This window comes from Limnohabitans sp. Rim47, from assembly GCF_001517545.1.
In the GTDB taxonomy this organism is placed as follows: domain Bacteria; phylum Pseudomonadota; class Gammaproteobacteria; order Burkholderiales; family Burkholderiaceae_C; genus Limnohabitans_A.
Genome location: NZ_FBYA01000001.1, coordinates 16,741 through 32,611, shown reverse-complemented (window position 1 = coordinate 32,611; position 15,871 = coordinate 16,741). Strand labels below are relative to the sequence as shown.

At 59.8% G+C, this 15,871-nt stretch carries 13 protein-coding genes; 6 read left to right on the top strand and 7 right to left on the bottom strand.

The genetic code is table 11. The features are described from left to right. Window positions 1–4 precede the first annotated feature (4 nt). The 4 genes from BN3544_RS00160 (at window position 5) to dapD (ending at window position 5,525) form a co-directional block, all read left to right on the top strand. Entirely contained in the window at window positions 5–991 is a 987-nt protein-coding gene (locus BN3544_RS00160; RefSeq protein ID WP_019430894.1) for an acrylyl-CoA reductase (NADPH), read from the top strand. Window positions 992–1,122: 131 nt separating this feature from the next. Next, the gene (locus tag BN3544_RS00155; protein ID WP_019430893.1) at window positions 1,123–3,516 is read left to right on the top strand and encodes a hypothetical protein; all 2,394 of its coding nucleotides are present in this window, start codon (window positions 1,123–1,125) and stop codon (window positions 3,514–3,516) included. Between the two features lie 172 nt (window positions 3,517–3,688). Continuing rightward, window positions 3,689–4,378: an NYN domain-containing protein gene (locus tag BN3544_RS00150; RefSeq protein ID WP_019430892.1), complete on the top strand. Its 690-nt coding sequence runs from the start codon at window positions 3,689–3,691 to the stop codon at window positions 4,376–4,378. A 169-nt stretch (window positions 4,379–4,547) separates the two neighbouring features. Next, the gene (gene dapD / locus BN3544_RS00145) at window positions 4,548–5,525 is read left to right on the top strand and encodes a 2,3,4,5-tetrahydropyridine-2,6-dicarboxylate N-succinyltransferase (protein WP_019430891.1); all 978 of its coding nucleotides are present in this window, start codon (window positions 4,548–4,550) and stop codon (window positions 5,523–5,525) included. Between the two features lie 72 nt (window positions 5,526–5,597). On the opposite strand, the gene BN3544_RS00140 is transcribed toward dapD, so the two are convergent. The 4 genes from BN3544_RS00140 to BN3544_RS00125 all read right to left on the bottom strand — a co-directional run bounded on the left by BN3544_RS00140 (window position 5,598) and on the right by BN3544_RS00125 (window position 8,896). Further along, window positions 5,598–6,728: an ATP-binding protein gene (locus tag BN3544_RS00140; protein ID WP_019430890.1), complete on the bottom strand. Its 1,131-nt coding sequence runs from the start codon at window positions 6,726–6,728 to the stop codon at window positions 5,598–5,600. 130 nt (window positions 6,729–6,858) lie between these two features. After that, the gene (locus BN3544_RS00135) at window positions 6,859–7,341 is read right to left on the bottom strand and encodes a glutathione peroxidase (RefSeq protein WP_019430889.1); all 483 of its coding nucleotides are present in this window, start codon (window positions 7,339–7,341) and stop codon (window positions 6,859–6,861) included. A 14-nt stretch (window positions 7,342–7,355) separates the two neighbouring features. Beyond that, on the bottom strand, window positions 7,356–8,249 hold the full coding sequence (locus BN3544_RS00130; protein ID WP_019430888.1) for a DMT family transporter: 894 nt from the start codon (window positions 8,247–8,249) through the stop codon (window positions 7,356–7,358). 11 nt (window positions 8,250–8,260) lie between these two features. After that, window positions 8,261–8,896, bottom strand: a complete 636-nt coding sequence (locus tag BN3544_RS00125) for a DedA family protein (protein ID WP_019430887.1) — start codon at window positions 8,894–8,896, stop codon at window positions 8,261–8,263. Window positions 8,897–9,103: 207 nt separating this feature from the next. Here BN3544_RS00125 and alr point away from each other — a divergent pair, with 207 nt between their 5' ends. Both alr and BN3544_RS00115 read left to right on the top strand, forming a co-directional pair. After that, window positions 9,104–10,201 (top strand): alanine racemase, encoded by a 1,098-nt coding sequence (alr, locus tag BN3544_RS00120; protein WP_019430886.1) that lies wholly within the window; start codon window positions 9,104–9,106, stop codon window positions 10,199–10,201. Between the two features lie 54 nt (window positions 10,202–10,255). Further along, window positions 10,256–11,179 (top strand): DMT family transporter, encoded by a 924-nt coding sequence (locus tag BN3544_RS00115; RefSeq protein WP_019430885.1) that lies wholly within the window; start codon window positions 10,256–10,258, stop codon window positions 11,177–11,179. 54 nt (window positions 11,180–11,233) lie between these two features. Here the strand turns inward: BN3544_RS00115 and BN3544_RS00110 are convergent, their stop codons facing one another. From BN3544_RS00110 to BN3544_RS00100, 3 genes are all read right to left on the bottom strand, one after another. Beyond that, the gene (locus BN3544_RS00110) at window positions 11,234–11,995 is read right to left on the bottom strand and encodes a sulfite exporter TauE/SafE family protein (protein ID WP_019430884.1); all 762 of its coding nucleotides are present in this window, start codon (window positions 11,993–11,995) and stop codon (window positions 11,234–11,236) included. A 298-nt stretch (window positions 11,996–12,293) separates the two neighbouring features. After that, window positions 12,294–14,018 carry a GMC family oxidoreductase gene (locus BN3544_RS00105; protein WP_026036814.1) on the bottom strand — a complete coding sequence of 575 codons (1,725 nt, stop codon included), beginning with the start codon at window positions 14,016–14,018 and terminating at the stop codon, window positions 12,294–12,296. A 285-nt stretch (window positions 14,019–14,303) separates the two neighbouring features. Further along, the gene (locus tag BN3544_RS00100) at window positions 14,304–15,815 is read right to left on the bottom strand and encodes a CoA-acylating methylmalonate-semialdehyde dehydrogenase (protein ID WP_019430882.1); all 1,512 of its coding nucleotides are present in this window, start codon (window positions 15,813–15,815) and stop codon (window positions 14,304–14,306) included. Window positions 15,816–15,871: the final 56 nt, after the last annotated feature.

Sequence of the window (15,871 nt, the reverse complement as noted above, 5' to 3'; positions counted from 1 at the left end):
ACCCATGACCTACCAAGCTCTGCAAATCAACAAAGACGACAACGGTTACCACTGCGCGGTGCAAACGCTGGACGACAGCGCCTTGCCCGAAGGCGATGTGACGGTGCAAGTGGACTACTCCACCGTCAACTACAAGGACGGCCTGGCCATGACAGGCAAATCGCCCGTGGTGCGCAAGTTCCCGCTCACACCCGGTATTGACCTTGCAGGCACGGTGACCGACAGCCAGCACCCGCTGTTCAAAGCGGGCGACCAAGTGGTGTTGAACGGCTGGGGCGTGGGCGAAAGCCACAGCGGCGGGCTGGCGCAAAAAGCACGCCTGAAAGGCGACTGGCTGGTCCACCTGCCCAGTGCCTTCACCCCCCGCCAAGCCATGGCCATTGGCACCGCAGGCTACACCGCCATGCTGTGCGTGATGGCGCTGCAAAAGCACGGCGTCACACCCGACAAAGGCGACATTTTGGTCACCGGCGCGGGCGGTGGCGTGGGCAGCGTGGCCATTGCGCTGCTGGCCAAGCTCGGTTATCGCGTCGTGGCCAGCACTGGCCGCCTGCAAGAGGCCGACTACCTGCGCCAGCTGGGCGCGGCCGACATCATGGACCGGTCCGAGTTGAGTGCGCCGGGCAAACCGCTGGCCAAAGAGCGCTGGGCGGGCGTGGTCGACACCGTGGGCAGCCACACCCTGGCCAATGCCTGCGCCAGCACCAAATACGGCGGCGTGGTCACGGCCTGTGGTCTGGCCCAAGGCATGGACTTTCCCAGCTCAGTTGCGCCCTTCATCTTGCGTGGTGTGACGCTGGCGGGCATCGACAGTGTCATGGCACCGCGTGCCCTGCGTGAAGCCGCCTGGGCTCGTCTGGCCACAGACCTTGACCCTGCGCAACTGGAACGCATGACCCGCGAAGTGGGTCTGGCCGATGCCCTGGCGCTGGGCAGCGAGATCCTGGCAGGTCAGGTGCGCGGGCGGGTGGTGGTGAATGTGAACGCCTGAAGCGGCGGCCCGGTCAACGCAAACGGACAAAAGGCCAATTGCTCATGTTGCAGGAACCATGAGCTCATAAAAGAGAACTTATTAGCTTAAATAAAAGACAATGTTGAATTATTGATTCAACATGGTCTGACGTGAGCCTCTACACCCAACTGCAAACCGCCAAGAGCGAAGAGGACGTCAAGGACGCTTACATCAAGGCCCTGGGCCTCAAGCAATACACCAAAGGGCTGATCGACATCCAGACCCGCGAGATCTGGTTCGAGGCCAAAGACACCGACCGCAACTCGAGTTACGCCATGTTCACCCAGCTGCTGCATTACGTGCAGGTGGCGCTGAACAAAGGCGAGCCGGTTCCGCCATTTCTGGCGGTGATCGACACCGAAAAAGCCGCCATCATGAAAAGTGCGGATGTGTTGCCCTTTTTGGCCAAGAAAACCATCCAATGGGGCAAGTCTGCCAGCCAATACACCCCAGAGGCGCTGGACGAAATCTCGGCCCACATCGGCACTTACTTTGTGTCGTTCAAGATGTCGACGCACGAAGACGAATTCATCAGCACCGTCAAGGCGGCCATCAAGTCGGGCGACATCATCCGCACGCAAATCACGCCGGACAACCTGAAGCAGGTGTTCGACAAATGGGTGGCCATGGTGGGCCGCGAGATCGTGGGGGTGAGCGAAGAAGATTACGCGCTGCTGTTTTTTGCCGACATCATGCACGACGGCACCGTGTCCACCCACGCCAATTTGCCTGCTGAGTTGATGCACAAAAACGGCGCTCCGGTGTTCTCGCTGGGCGGCAAAAACTTTGACTTGGGCAACAAAGAAGGCTACCGCCAGTTTTGGGCCATTTACCACCGCCCGCCCAAAAGCGAATACCGCGACTACCTGCTCGAGCGCCGCGACAGCCTGATTCCGCTGGACGAGCGCAGCTTCAAGGGCGCGTATTACACGCCCTTGCATGTGGTCGACAAAGCCTATGACAAGCTGACCGAAACGCTCGGGGCCAACTGGCAAAAAGACTACATCGTTTGGGACATGTGCTGCGGCGTGGGCAACCTCGAAGTCAAGCACAGCAACCCGCGCAACCTCTACATGAGCACGCTGGACCAGGCCGACATTGACGTGATGAAAGCCACCAAAACCTGCGTGTCGGCCACGCGCTTTCAGTACGATTATTTGAACGACGACATCACCGACGACGGGCGCATTGATTACAGCCTGAGCAACAAAGTGCCGCAGGGCCTGCGCGATGCGATTGCGGCGGGGAAGAAGATCTTGGTGTTGATCAATCCGCCTTATGCGGAGGCGGCGAATTCACAGGGTAACGAAGGCAAAACCGACGTGGCCAAAACCCGCATGGGTGCGCTGATGAACAAGGCCAACTATGGCTACGCAGCGCGCGAGGTGTTTGTGCAATTTTTGGCGCGGATGGCACAAGAAATACCGACAGCCACCTTGGCGATGTTCAGTACGCTCAAGTACGTGAATGCCCCCAATTTTGAGCAATTTCGCGAAAAATGGAATAGCAAATATTTGGGCGGTTTTGTAGTCCACAGCAAATCGTTTGATGGGTTGAAGGGGGATTTCCCGATTGGTTTTTTGGTCTGGAAAACTGACCAAAATGCATCGCAAAAACTGCCACTTGTGAAATTGGTTACAGACGTGTTGGACAAAAATGCCGTGCCAATTGGAGCAAAAAGCTTTTATCCTGTCTCTTCAAAACTGTTGTTGAGCGAGTGGATTGATCGGTTGAAGAAAAACGATGTTGATGTCATTCCTTTGATCAACGCTGTAACACCCATCAAAAAAATCAGCCATGTGAGAAACACCAAATGGTCTGCAAATGCCATAGGTCATTTTTTTTGTAATGGCAATGATCTTCAAAACGCAGGAACCATGACTGCATTGTTCTCTTCGGTGCACTCTATTGGTCATGCAGGTGGGTACTTCGTTACAGCAGAGAATCTTTACCAAGCAGCCATCGTTTTTTGTGTCAGGCGAATCATCAAGCCCACTTGGCTCAACGACCGCGACCAATTCCTCCAACCCACCGAACCGCTGACCGACGAATTCAAAACCGACTGCCTGTTGTGGATGCTGTTCAACGGCAGCAACCTGACCGCCAGCGCCAACGACCTGGAATGGAACGGCAAGAAGTGGTCCATTGTCAACCACTTCATCCCTTTCACCGAAGCCGAAGTCAACGCCCCCGACCGCTTCGAGTCCGACTTCATGGTGCAGTACCTCGCGGGCATGACCTTATCGACCGAAGCCACCGCCGTGCTGGATGCCGGGCGAACCCTGTGGAAAGCCTACTTTGCCCACACCGACGTGCGCACCGTGCGTGACCAATACAAGCTCAACCGGGCCGATGTGGGTTGGTACCAGATCCGCAACGCCCTGGCCGAGCGCAACAAAAGCGGCGACACCGCCCCCGTCAACTTCTCACCCTTCGAGGCGGCCTACCAAGCCCTGACCGCCAAGCTGCGCCCGCAAGTTTTCAGCCTGGGTTTTTTGCGGTGATGGCTGCCGTGATTCACCTTGATTTACCGTTTTTGCCAAGAGTTTGTGCAAAAAAGTGCACCCTAAGCCCTACAATGCACAACAACAATCCCTTTGCAGTGCCATTTAGTTGGCTCAGCCTAGGGCGAAAAGACCACCTTTCAGGGTGGTCTTTTCACGTCTGGATCACCCATTGACCAGAACCACCATCTACGTTGACGGCTACAACCTGTATTACGCCCGTCTCAAAGGAACGCCCTACAAATGGCTGGACCTTGTGGCCTTGTATCGCGACCGCATCTTGCGGGCACAAGACCCGAATGCCCAGGTTGTTGCGCTCAAATATTTCACAGCACCCGTCATGGCGCGCTATGCCCGGCATGGGGCGGAATCCACGAATGCACAAACGCAGTACCACAGGGCGCTTGAGTCGGGATCTTCTGGTTTGGTCGAAATCATCAAAGGCTTTCACATCTTTGAGCCGACTCATTTGCCGACATTCAATGAAAACGCGCCCCCCAGCAAAGACCGCGTATCGCATGTTTGGATGATTGAAGAAAAGCAGACCGACGTGAACATCGCTTTGCACGCTTACCGAGACGCCGTTCAAGGCAAGACAGATCAGGTGGTCATTTGCTCTAACGACAGTGACATGGAGCCAGCCTTGCGCATGATTCGGGAGGATGTGCCTTCGGTCAGAGTCGGCCTGGTCATGCCGCTCAGAGAGGACAGCTCTCCAAGCAGGGTGCACCCTAACAAACGCTTAACTGAACTTGCGCACTGGGTTAGACGGCACATTAGAGACGACGAACTCGTTCAGTCGCAGCTCGCACGTAACGTTCCGACAAAGCGCAAGCCAGCCAGCAAACCCGCGCATTGGTGATCCATAGCTAGGGAACTGACCGATGGCCTGCACTTTTCGGCATTACTTGGTTGGCTTGGCAGGCAGTGGGCCAATCGAGCCAAGTATCACTATCCCCGATAATCACGCCTTCAGATCCCCCACCCGTCCCTTGCAACATCACGGCGGGTTTTCATCTTCGGAGCACCCCATGAGCACTTTCCAAACCACAGGCGCACGCGCCACGGGCCTGGCCACCATCGCCGCTGACGGCACCGTGTTGGACACCTGGTTTCCTGCCCCCGAACTGGCGGGCGACGTGGCCGCCAGCGGCAGCACCCACCTGACCGAAGCCGAAGCGGTGGCCGCTTTGGGCGCTGATGCGCTCCACGCCATGACCGCCTGCGCTGTGCGCGGCACTTTCGTGGTGGCTGTGCGCACCGAGATCAAAAGCCTGGCCGACGCGCCCGCCGACACGCACGACGCTTACTTGCGCCTGCACCTGTTGAGCCACCGTCTGGTGTTGCCACATGGTGCCAACGTGACCGGCATCTTTGGCTTGCTGGCCAACGTGGCCTGGACCAACTTTGGCCCTTGCGCCGTGAGCGAAGTGCCCGCCGCCCGCCTGAAGGCCCGTGCTGCTGGCCGCATGCTTGAGGTCAAAGGCGTGGACAAATTCCCACAAATGACCGACTACGTGATCCCGTCGGGCGTGCGCATTGCCAACGCCGACCGCGTGCGCTTGGGCGCACACCTGGCCAGTGGCACCACCGTCATGCACGAAGGTTTTTGCAACTTCAATGCGGGCACGCTGGGTGCCAGCATGGTCGAAGGCCGCATCAGCGCAGGCGTGGTGGTGGACGATGCCAGCGACATCGGTGGCGGCGCGTCCATCATGGGCACGCTCTCAGGTGGCGGCAAAGAAGTCATCAAGGTGGGCAAGCGCTGCTTGCTGGGCGCGAACGCCGGAATCGGCATCTCGCTGGGCGACGACTGCGTGGTCGAAGCGGGCTGCTACATCACCGGCGGTAGCCGCGTGCAGCTGCCCGACGGCAGCCTGATGAAAGCCAAAGAGCTGTCCGGCAAAAACGGTATTTTGTTCCGCCGTGATTCTCAGTCCGGCGCCTTGCACGCCATTCCGCGCAACAAGAGCTGGGGCGAGTTGAACGCTGAGCTGCACAAGAACTGATTTCGGTTCTTTTTAAACAGAAACGGCGCACCAGTTCAAATGTGCCAGCTGCTTCGCTTGCGGGCCATACCCTCAAGCAGCCAGCCCATTCAAAAACTCATGGGCCACCGCGATCTGGATATCGCCCAAGGTGTAGCTGTGCCGGGCATTGCGCACCAACTGCACGGCTTTCACCGGGGCTTTTTCCAGCGCAAAGCGTTGCAGAGCACGGTGTGGTTTTTCGTCGGTGAGTTTGCATTCGACCAGCTGCGTGAGTTGGTTTTTTTCACTCAGGGCAAAGTCCACCTCGGCGCCGTCTTTGGTACGGACATAGTGCAGCCCGGCTTCTTTGCCCTGCACGTCGTGCTGCCATTGCACATGTTTGAGCAAAGCGGTGGCCACCAGGTTTTCAAAGCGCAGGCCTTGGTCGCCTTCGACCAAGCCCGTATCGTAAAAATAGACCTTGGGGGTTTGCAGCACCGAGCGCGCAATGTTGTCGTGCCAAGGACGCACCACAAACACGATGTAAAGCGCCTCCAAAATGTCGAGGTACTTTTTCAGCGTCACGGGCGACACGGCCAAGTCCCGCGCCATGCTGGCCAGCGACAGCGGGGAGCCCACACGCGAGCGCAGCATTTGGGCAAACAGACGGATGGCGTTGACCTCCTGAATGCGCGAAAACTCCAGCACGTCGTTGCGCACCAGGCCATCAAAGTACTGCCTGCGCCAGCGCTCGGCCTGTTCGTTGTCGGGCGCGAGGCAAGGCTCGGGAAAGCCGCCGCGCTCGAGCAAGTGCGTCAGAGCAGCGTCTGGCGCAGCGCCGGTTTGCTCGCACCATTCGCGCACCGAAAGTGGATGTAGCCGCAACCCAAAAAAACGCCCCGCCAAGGATTCGCCACCGTGCCTGAAAGTGTCCATGCGGGCGCTGCCCGTGACCAACAGCTGCTGGCTGGCAGGTTTGCCGTCATAAACGCCTTTGAGCCAGGCTTTCCAATCGGGCATTTTGTGGATTTCGTCCAGCACCAGCAACGGCGCTTGCGTATTCCAGCGCTGGTGGATGATCAGCGCCCGGTCGGCGGGGATGTCGTAATTCAGGTATTGCCCCCCTTGCTGGGCGATCAACTGGCGGCTGAGCGTGGTTTTGCCGACCTGACGTGGGCCTGTGAGGAACACCATTTTTTGAGCCAGATCGGCCCGTACACGGTCATCAAGGTAGCGTTTCATGCCGCTATTTTGCGACTTTTCTGAAGCACTTTGTAATTTAGTCGCGACTTTTTTTCAAAGCCATGAACGAAAGTCGCTTGGCGACCCCTGTCTGGTGGCCAACACCGCCATCAGCAGCCACGCAGTGGCCTCACCCCGCCAGCGCCGCTTCAATGTCTTTGGCGATTTTTTCGGGGGCATCCTGCGGCGCGTAGCGCTTGATCACGCGCCCGTCCTTACCGACCAGAAACTTGGTGAAGTTCCATTTGATGGCTTTGCTGCCCAAAATGCCGGGGGCCTCGGCCGTGAGCCATTGGTACAGCGGGTGCGCGCCCTCGCCGTTGACTTTGACCTTGCTCATCATCTGAAAGCTCACGCCGTAGTTCTTTTGGCAGAAGTTGGCGATTTGGGTGTCGTCACCCGGGTCTTGGCTGGCGAACTGGTTGCACGGAAAACCGAGCACGGCCAAGCCTTTGTCGCCGTAGGTTTGGTGCAGTTTTTCAAGCCCGGTGAACTGAGGCGTGAAGCCGCAGGCGCTGGCGGTGTTGACGATCAGCATCACTTGGCCCTTGAAACGCGACAGCGCCACGGGCTGGTTGTCGATGCTCAGGGCTTCAAGGTCATAAAGGCTCATGGGGTGGCTCCAGTTCAGTCGTGTTGTGCGGGGCCGACCACCGACAGCAAAGCCGCCAGCAAGATCAAGACACCGCCGATCAGTGTGCGGCTTTCCCAGTCGGACGCACCCAGCATGACGGAGGATACGCTGGCAAACAGCACCTCGGAAAGCATGACCAAGGCCGTGGTGTGGGCCGCCAGTCGGGCTGCGCCGTATTGCAAGGCCAGGTTGCCCAGCAAGAACGACAGGCACAGCAGGCCCACATAAGGCAGCCAGCCCCAGCTGAAGGCCTGTCCGGCATGAACGACTCCGATGGCCAGACCGATCAGGGCCGCCAATGTGGCCATGATGGCGCCACCGCCAAACATGGCCAGGGTGCGCGATGAAGCGGGCGTGTCTTTGAGTTTGAGCAGCAGCGCGTTGGTCACGGCAAAGGTGAAGCCGCTCATGAGCGCCAGCATATCGGCCAGACTTTCGGGCACGGGCCATGGGGTTTCAGGGGTTTTGAGCACGATGAACAAACCCGTGAGGGCCAGCAGCAAACGCAGCAGCGCCATGCGGCTGGGCTTTTCACCCAAAAGCCACCAGGCCACCAGCACAGACCAGGCGGGCATCAGGTAAAACAGCAGCACCACGCGCACCACATCGCCCACCGTGACGGCCCAGTTGAAGCCCACATTGGTCAGGCCCGAAGCCAGCAAAAGCACCCACAAACCAGGATGCGGCCCCCAGCCGACCAGTCGGCCCGTGCGCCAGAGCCACAAGGCGATCGACACAAATACCAAGCCATAAACCAGCGCAGTGGCCCACAAGGGGTGCAGGCCTTGGGCTTCGAGATGTTTGAAGGGCCACCAACACACGCCCCAGACAAAGGCGTTGAACAGGAGTCCGGCCACCGCCAGACTTTTGGGAGAGGTTTTGCCCATGGGTGGGCGTGTCAGGACGGGTCGCTGGGCGCGTCAGTGGCTGCTGTGCTGTGGCGCTTGCGCCACCAGCGCCAGCCCAGCCAGGCCACGCCCAAGCCCAGCAGAGCAAAGATGCCGTGCTGGAATTGGCGCAGCACCGCAAACATCCAGTCCCAGTTTTGGGCACCAAAGTAACCCAGGTACACCCAGATCGGCACGCTGATCAGGGCGGCAAAGCCGTCCATCAAAAACCAGGTCGGGAAAGTCACGCGGTGGCTCATGCCCGCCGAAAAGAACACAGGGGTGCGCAGGCCCGGCAGAAAACGGGCCACAAACATGACCCATTTGCCGTATTTGTGAAAAGCGTCTTGTGCGCTGGCAAAGCGCTCGGGGGTCAGGATTTTTCGGAAACCGGGCAATTGGGAGATGCGTTGGCCGTACAGGCGGCCCAAGGTGAACATCAGGCCGTCACCCAGCAGCACGCCCGCCATGCCCACGGCAAACATGGTGTGCACATCGGCGTGGCCCAGACCGGCGATCACGCCGCCAGTGACCAGGGTCACGTCTTCGGGAACGGGAATGCCAAAACCGCAGATCAAAAGCATCACGAAAACGGCCAGGTAGCCGTATTCGGTGAAGATGGGCATCAAAAACTGAAAAACTTCCATGGATTACAAGGTTCAGCCAGTGCCTGAACGGTTCAGGCGGAATGCTCGGGGTTAGCAGGCAGCGGGCCAGTGTAAAGCATTTGAATGACCTCTTTGGGGCATGGTCAGGCGGGTATTCCCGAGGAGAGAAGTCGGCTTTTTTCGGGTGCCGAAGCGGCGTGATTTGCTGTCACACTTGATGGGTCTTATTTTGTTTGCAGGCGTTTTATGCCCCGTCCGATCCAGGCCACCATCCACACCCAAGCCCTGCGCCACAACCTCGCGGTTGCCCGGCAAGCCGCGCCCGATGCTCAGGCTTGGGCCGTGGTCAAGGCCAATGCCTATGGGCACGGCATTGAGCGGGTGTTTGAAGGCCTGCGCGGGGCCGATGGCTTTGCGCTGTTGGACTTGTACGAAGCCGAGCGGGTGCGTGCGCTGGGCTGGCGCGGCCCGATCTTGTTGCTCGAAGGCGCTTTTGAGGCCCGCGATCTGGAGTTGTGCTCGCGTCTGCACTTGTGGCACACGGTGCATTGCGATGAGCAGATTGACATGCTGGCGCTGCACAAGACGCACGAGCCGCACCGGGTCTTCCTCAAGATGAACTCGGGCATGAACCGGCTGGGCTTTGCGCCGCAGCGCTACCGTTCAGCCTGGACCCGGCTGAATGCTTTGCCCCAGGTGGACGAAATTTCATTGATCACCCATTTCAGCGATGCCGATGGCCCCAAGGGCATTGCCGCGCAAATGGCCTTGTTTGAAGAAGCCACCCGCGACCTGCCCGGCGAACGCAGTGTGAGCAACAGCGCCGCCACTTTGCGCCATGCGCAGGATGCGGCGGTTAAAGCCGACTGGATTCGCCCCGGCATTGCCGTCTACGGCAGCGCGCCCGATTTTCCGGAGCACAGCGCCGCGCATTGGGGCTTGCAGCCTGCCATGAGCTTGAACGCCCAAATCATTGCTGTGCAGCAGCTGCAAGCTGGCGACAGCGTGGGCTATGGCTCCTGTTTTGTGGCCGACAAGGCCATGCGCATGGGGGTGGTGGCTTGCGGCTATGCCGATGGCTACCCCCGCGTTTGCCCCACGGGCACCCCGGTGCTGGTGGACGGTGTGCGGGGCCGCACTTTGGGGCGGGTCAGCATGGACATGCTGACGGTGGACCTGACAGACTTGCCGCAAGCCGGAATGGGCAGCCAAGTCACGCTGTGGGGGCAGTCGGCCCATGGCGCCGTGCTGAGCATCGACGAGGTGGCCCAAGCCGCTGGCACTGTGGGTTACGAGCTGATGTGCGCGCTGGCGCAGCGCGTGCCCGTGGTGCTGCAAGACTGAAGACTTGCTGCCAGCGCGACACGGCCGAGGCATGTGTGAGCCCACAATCAACCCATGCCTGACCGCGCTCCCCTGCACCGATACGACCACCGTGCCTTGCTCGTCGCTTTGGTTTTGGTGGTCATCTGGGGAGGCAACTTCACACTGCAAAAGTACCTGTTTGGTCTGATTTCGCCGGGTGGATTTTTGTGGGCCCGTTACTTGATCATGCCGGTGTGCGCCTTGTTTTTGATGCGCTGGCGTTTTGGCCGTTGCTTGCCACCTTTGCCGCGCAAGGACTGGATGCACATGGCCTGGTTGGGGTTCATTGGCCATTCTTTGCATGTCGGGGTGGTGACTTACGGCATCCATTGGTCAACTGCGTTTTCCAGCTCGGTCATTCTGGCTTGCGGGCCGATCTTCACCCTGCTGATCTTGCGGGTGCAGGGTCTGGAGCGGCTCAGTTTGCCGCAAATGGCCGGGGTGGCTTTGGCTTTTGGCGGCGTCTTGATGTTCTTGTCAGACAAATTGCTGGGCGGCCATTGGCGGGCGGGCGGGGGCGATTTGGTCTTGTTGATCGCAGCAGGGCTGTTCTCTTATTACACCGTGGCGGTCAAACCCGTGATGCAGCGCCACGGCCCGGTGCTGACCATGGGTTACGCCACGTTGCTGGGGGGCTTGCCTGTGATGCTGCTGTCTGTGCCCGCAGGGCTGGAGGCAGACTGGTCTTCGCTCGATTTTTGGGCTTGGGTGGGCTTGCTCTGGTCGGTCATGGTGTCGGCTTTCATCGGCTGGTTGGCTTGGGGCTGGATCAACAATGTGCGCGGTGTGGCTCGCACCGCTCCTTTGATGTACCTGATGCCGCCGATGGCCGGATTGTTTGCTTGGGCTTTGTCGGGCGAGCATTACACCTGGGTCAAGATCGCCGGGGCCGGCGTGACCTTGCTGGGTGTGGCGCTGGCGCAGTTCGCCGGACAAATCAAATGGCGCTTGCGTTGACTTTCGGGTCGTTCAGACATTCGCGAGCAGGGCCTCGCGCCCATAACTGACAAATCAGCCTTTGAGCCAGGTGTCGTAGGCGGTCTTGCAGATCAAGGCCAGCACCACGAAAATGAACACATGGCGCACAAAGCCTGCGCCGTGTTTCAGGGCCAGCCGTGTGCCGATCAGGCTGCCCACGATGTTGGCCAGCGCCATGGGCAGCGCCAGATGCCACCAGACATGGCCCTTGAACGTGAACAGGGCCAGCGCGGCCAGGTTGGTCGCCACGTTGATCATCTTGGCCGCAGCCGATGCGTTCAAAAAGTCGTAACCCAGCACCCGCACATAGGCAAACACCAAAAAGCTGCCGGTGCCGGGGCCAAAAAACCCGTCGTAAAAACCAATCAGCAGCCCGATGCCTGCAGCGATCCAGGCCTCTTGTGCCCCGGCAAAGCGCGGCGCATGGCTGCGGCCCAGGTCTTTTTTGACCAAGGTGTAAAGCAAAAGCACCGCCAGCAGCACGGGCAGCAATTTGCGAAACAAACTGGGGTCGACCTGCGTGACGAACCAGGCACCGGCCAGCGAACCCAACAAGCCGGCACCCGCTGCAGGCAACAAAGAGCGCCAGGGCATGTCCACCTTGCGGCTGTATTGCGCGGTGGCAAAAGCCGTGCCCCAGATAGAAGCGCTTTTGTTGGTGCCAAACAAGGTGGCAGGTGCTGCGCCGGGGAATGTGGCAAACAAGGCGGGCAGCAAGATCAGGCCACCGCCGCCCACGATCGCGTCTACCAGGCCGGCCAGCAGCGAGGCCAGCGAAACAATCAGTAATTCCATGCGGGCGATTGTGGCATTGAGGCTTTTGGTGCCCAGAACACAGCGGGCAAAAAAAAGCGCCGCTTGCGCGACGCTTTGGAAAGTTACACCTCGTTCGGATGTTGGTTCATGTTCGAGTTCTTAGGCTTGAATGTCTCCTCGGCCCTCGGGATGCAGATACTGCTTTGCATCGAGTGGGTGAAATGTAATGGAACAAATCACCGGTTTCTCTCAGGGATTTCCCGATCCCGTGGGAAATCCCTGCCTCGAACTGAACGTGAATTGGCGATAAAGAATGATTTGGATTGCTTGCGGTCGTTCAGGCCGCCATGCGCCGCGCGGCATCTTCGCCAATCCACTGCGCCGCTTTCTCGGCAATCATCAGCGTGGGGCTGTTGGTGTTGCCGCTGGTGATGGTGGGCATCACGCCCGCATCGACCACGCGCAGGCCCGCCACGCCACGCACTTGCAAGCGCGAGTTGACCACCGCCATCGGGTCGTCATTGCGGCCCATGCGGGTGGTGCCCACGGGGTGAAAGATGGTGCTGGCAATGTCGCCAGCCAACTTGGCCAGTTCGGCATCGGTTTGGTATTGCACGCCGGGCTTGAACTCTTCGGGTGCAAAGGGCTTCATCGCGCCTTGCGCCATGATGCGGCGCGTCACGCGCAGGCTGTCGGCGGCCACCTTGCGGTCTTCGGCGGTGGCCAGGTAGTTGGGCGCAATGGCGGGGGCGTCTTCAAAACGGGGGCTGGTGATGTTCACGGTGCCACGGCTGGTCGGGTTTAGGTTGCACACGCTGGCCGTGATGGCTGGGAAGCTGTGCAGCGGCTCGCCAAATGCGTCCAAGCTCAGCGGCTGCACGTGGTATTCCAAATTGGCGTGCGGCTGTGACGGATCGCTCTTGGTAAAAGCCCCCAATTGGCTGGGTGCCATGCTCATGGGGCCGGAGCGTTTGAGCGCGTACTCCAGGCCGATTTTGGCTTTGCCCCACCAGCTGTTGGCCAAGGTGTTGAGGGTTTTGGCCCCTTTGACTTTGTAGACCGAGCGGATTTGCAAATGGTCTTGCAAGTTGGCCCCCACGCCCGGCAAGTCATGCTGCACGTCGACGCCTTTGTCTTGCAGCAAAGCCGCTGGACCAATGCCTGAGAGCTGCAAAATTTGCGCCGAGCCAATGCTGCCAGCGCTCAAAATCACCTCGCCTGTGGCTTTGACTTCAACCATCTCTTCACCCGTCCACACCTGTGCCCCGGTGCAGCGCTTTTCGCCATTGGCTTGGGTTTCAATCGTCAGCTTGGCCACCTGGGCCTTGTTCCACAACTCGAAGTTGGGGCGCGAATAGCAGGTGGGGCGTAAAAACGCCTTGGCTGTGTTCCAGCGCCAACCGTTTTTTTGGTTCACATCGAAATAGCTCACACCTTCGTTGTCGCCCCGGTTGAAGTCGTCGGTGGCCGGAATGCCCGCTTGTTGCGCGGCCTGCGAAAACGCGTCCAGCACGTCCCAGCGCAGGCGCTGTTTTTCGATGCGCCATTCGCCGCCGGTGTTGCGCCCACGCAGGGTGTGCAAATAGCCGCCCTTGGGCAAATCGGTCGGGGCCAGCAATTCGGACTTGGCGCCTTTGGCACCATGAAATTCGTTGGCACCGTTGTAATGGTCTTCGTGCAGCTTGAAGTAGGGCAGGGCCTGGTCCCAGCGCCACTCGTCGTTGCCGGTGATCTGAGCCCATTGGTCGTAGTCACGCGACTGGCCACGCATGTAAATCATGCCGTTGATGCTGGAGCACCCGCCCAGCACCTTGCCGCGCGGGTAACGCAGGCTGCGGCCATTCAGGCCTGCGGCAGGTTCGGTTTGGTAAAGCCAGTCGGTGCGCGGGTTGCCGATGCAATGCAGGTAGCCGACCGGAATGTGCACCCAGTGGTAATCATCCTTTCGGCCCGCCTCGATCAGCAGCACGCGCTTGCTCGCGTCGGCCGACAAGCGGTTGGCCAGCAAGCAGCCCGCCGTGCCGCCGCCGACGATGATGTAGTCAAAGGTGTTTTCGTTCATGTTGTGCACTGTCTCCTGAGCAGGCGATTGTGCCTGTGGATTCTTGGGGGTCAGACCTTTAGTGTCGACCTGGCTGGCTTCGGTGGCGTGCCATGCTGGGGCTGAAGCCATTGATCTGCAGGCGGAGTGTCTCCGTTTGGCGCGGTCGATGCGATTCAGCCAGAGCAGCGAGGGTGACTGGCCGGGGCCGTCGGGCCGATTTGCTGGCGCGAAGCGACTGATGAGGTCCGGTGGCCCAGGCCAGTCGACTTCGCGGAAAACGCCAACGGCGTTCTTAAAGGCCAATCACTTGGCCGTAGGCATCACAAATTCAGCCCCCTTGCCAATGCTCTCGGGCCAGCGCTGCATGATGGATTTTTGCTTGGTGTAAAAACGCACGCCTTCTTCGCCATACGCGTGCATGTCGCCAAACAGCGAGCGCTTCCAGCCGCCAAAGCCGTGCCAGGCCATGGGCACCGGGATCGGCACGTTGATGCCGACCATGCCCACCTGGATACGGCGCGAAAACTCGCGGGCCACATTGCCGTCGCGGGTGAAGCAGCTCACACCGTTGCCAAACTCGTGGTCGTTGATGATCTGCACGGCCGTGCCGAAGTCGGGCACGCGCACACACGACAACACTGGGCCAAAGATTTCTTCCTTGTAGATCTTCATGTCGGTGGTCACGTGGTCGAACAGGGTGCCGCCCAACCAGAAGCCTTGCTCGCAACCGGCACCGGCTTTCGCGCCGTCAAATTCGCGGCCATCGACCAGCAGCTTCGCGCCTTCGGCCACGCCCGCGTCGATGTAGCCCTTGATGCGCTGACGCGCTGCATCGGTCACGATGGGGCCCATTTCTGCGGCCAGGTTTTCGCCATTGAGGACTTGCAGGGACTTGGTTCGCTCGATCAACTTGGGCAAGATTTTGTCGGCCACATCACCCACCAGCACCGCCACACTGATGGCCATGCAACGCTCACCGGCCGAGCCATAGCCTGCGCCGATCAGCGCGTCCACGGTTTGGTCGATGTCAGCGTCGGGCATGACCACCAGGTGGTTCTTCGCACCACCCAGGGCTTGCACGCGCTTGCCGTGGTGAGCACCGGTCTCATAAATGTAGTTGGCAATCGGGGTGGAGCCCACAAAGCTGATGGCTTTCACATCGGGGTGCTCCAGCAGCGCGTCCACGGCTTCCTTGTCGCCTTGCACCACGTTGAACACGCCGTCGGGCAGGCCGGCTTTTTTCAGCAACTCGGCCATGAACAGCGAGGGTGTCGGGTCGGTCGGGCTGGGCTTCAAGATGAAGGTGTTGCCCGCTGCAATGGCGACCGGGAACATCCACATAGGCACCATGACCGGGAAGTTGAAGGGGGTGATGCCTGCGACCACGCCCAAAGGCTGGCGCAGGGTCCAGTTGTCGATGCCGGTGGAGACTTGGTCGGTGAAATCGCCCTTGAGCAGCTGTGGAATGCCGGTGGCAAATTCAACGATGTCGATGCCGCGCGAGACTTCGCCCTGCGCGTCGGTGAACACCTTGCCGTGCTCGGCGGTGATCATGTGGGCCAACTCGTCTTTGTGCTGGTTGAGCAACTCCAGAAACTTGAACATCACGCGGGCGCGGCGCAGCGGTGGCGTGTCTGCCCAGGCGGGGAAGGCCGCTTGCGCTGCGGCCACGGCCTTGGCGACCTCGGCGCTGTTGGCCAGCGCCACGCTGCCGGTCACGGCGCCGGTGGCGGGGTTGGTGACGGGCTGGCTGCGGCCCGAAGCGCCTGCGGCGGTCTGGCCGTTGATGTAGTGACCAATCTGGGAAATGCTCATGTGGGACTCCTAGTAGCTTATGGATGTGTGTGTTGTAGGTGCCCACCCTGTGGGCG

Coding starts and splice junctions, on each gene's coding strand:
- BN3544_RS00105 (WP_026036814.1), bottom strand. CDS start 14,018: ATGAACGAAAACACCTTTGACTACATCATCGTCGGCGGCGGCACGGCG.
- alr (WP_019430886.1), top strand. CDS start 9,104: ATGCCCCGTCCGATCCAGGCCACCATCCACACCCAAGCCCTGCGCCAC.
- BN3544_RS00160 (WP_019430894.1), top strand. CDS start 5: ATGACCTACCAAGCTCTGCAAATCAACAAAGACGACAACGGTTACCAC.
- BN3544_RS00135 (WP_019430889.1), bottom strand. CDS start 7,341: ATGAGCCTTTATGACCTTGAAGCCCTGAGCATCGACAACCAGCCCGTG.
- dapD (WP_019430891.1), top strand. CDS start 4,548: ATGAGCACTTTCCAAACCACAGGCGCACGCGCCACGGGCCTGGCCACC.
- BN3544_RS00115 (WP_019430885.1), top strand. CDS start 10,256: ATGCCTGACCGCGCTCCCCTGCACCGATACGACCACCGTGCCTTGCTC.
- BN3544_RS00125 (WP_019430887.1), bottom strand. CDS start 8,896: ATGGAAGTTTTTCAGTTTTTGATGCCCATCTTCACCGAATACGGCTAC.
- BN3544_RS00100 (WP_019430882.1), bottom strand. CDS start 15,815: ATGAGCATTTCCCAGATTGGTCACTACATCAACGGCCAGACCGCCGCA.
- BN3544_RS00130 (WP_019430888.1), bottom strand. CDS start 8,249: ATGGGCAAAACCTCTCCCAAAAGTCTGGCGGTGGCCGGACTCCTGTTC.
- BN3544_RS00110 (WP_019430884.1), bottom strand. CDS start 11,995: ATGGAATTACTGATTGTTTCGCTGGCCTCGCTGCTGGCCGGCCTGGTA.
- BN3544_RS00140 (WP_019430890.1), bottom strand. CDS start 6,728: ATGAAACGCTACCTTGATGACCGTGTACGGGCCGATCTGGCTCAAAAA.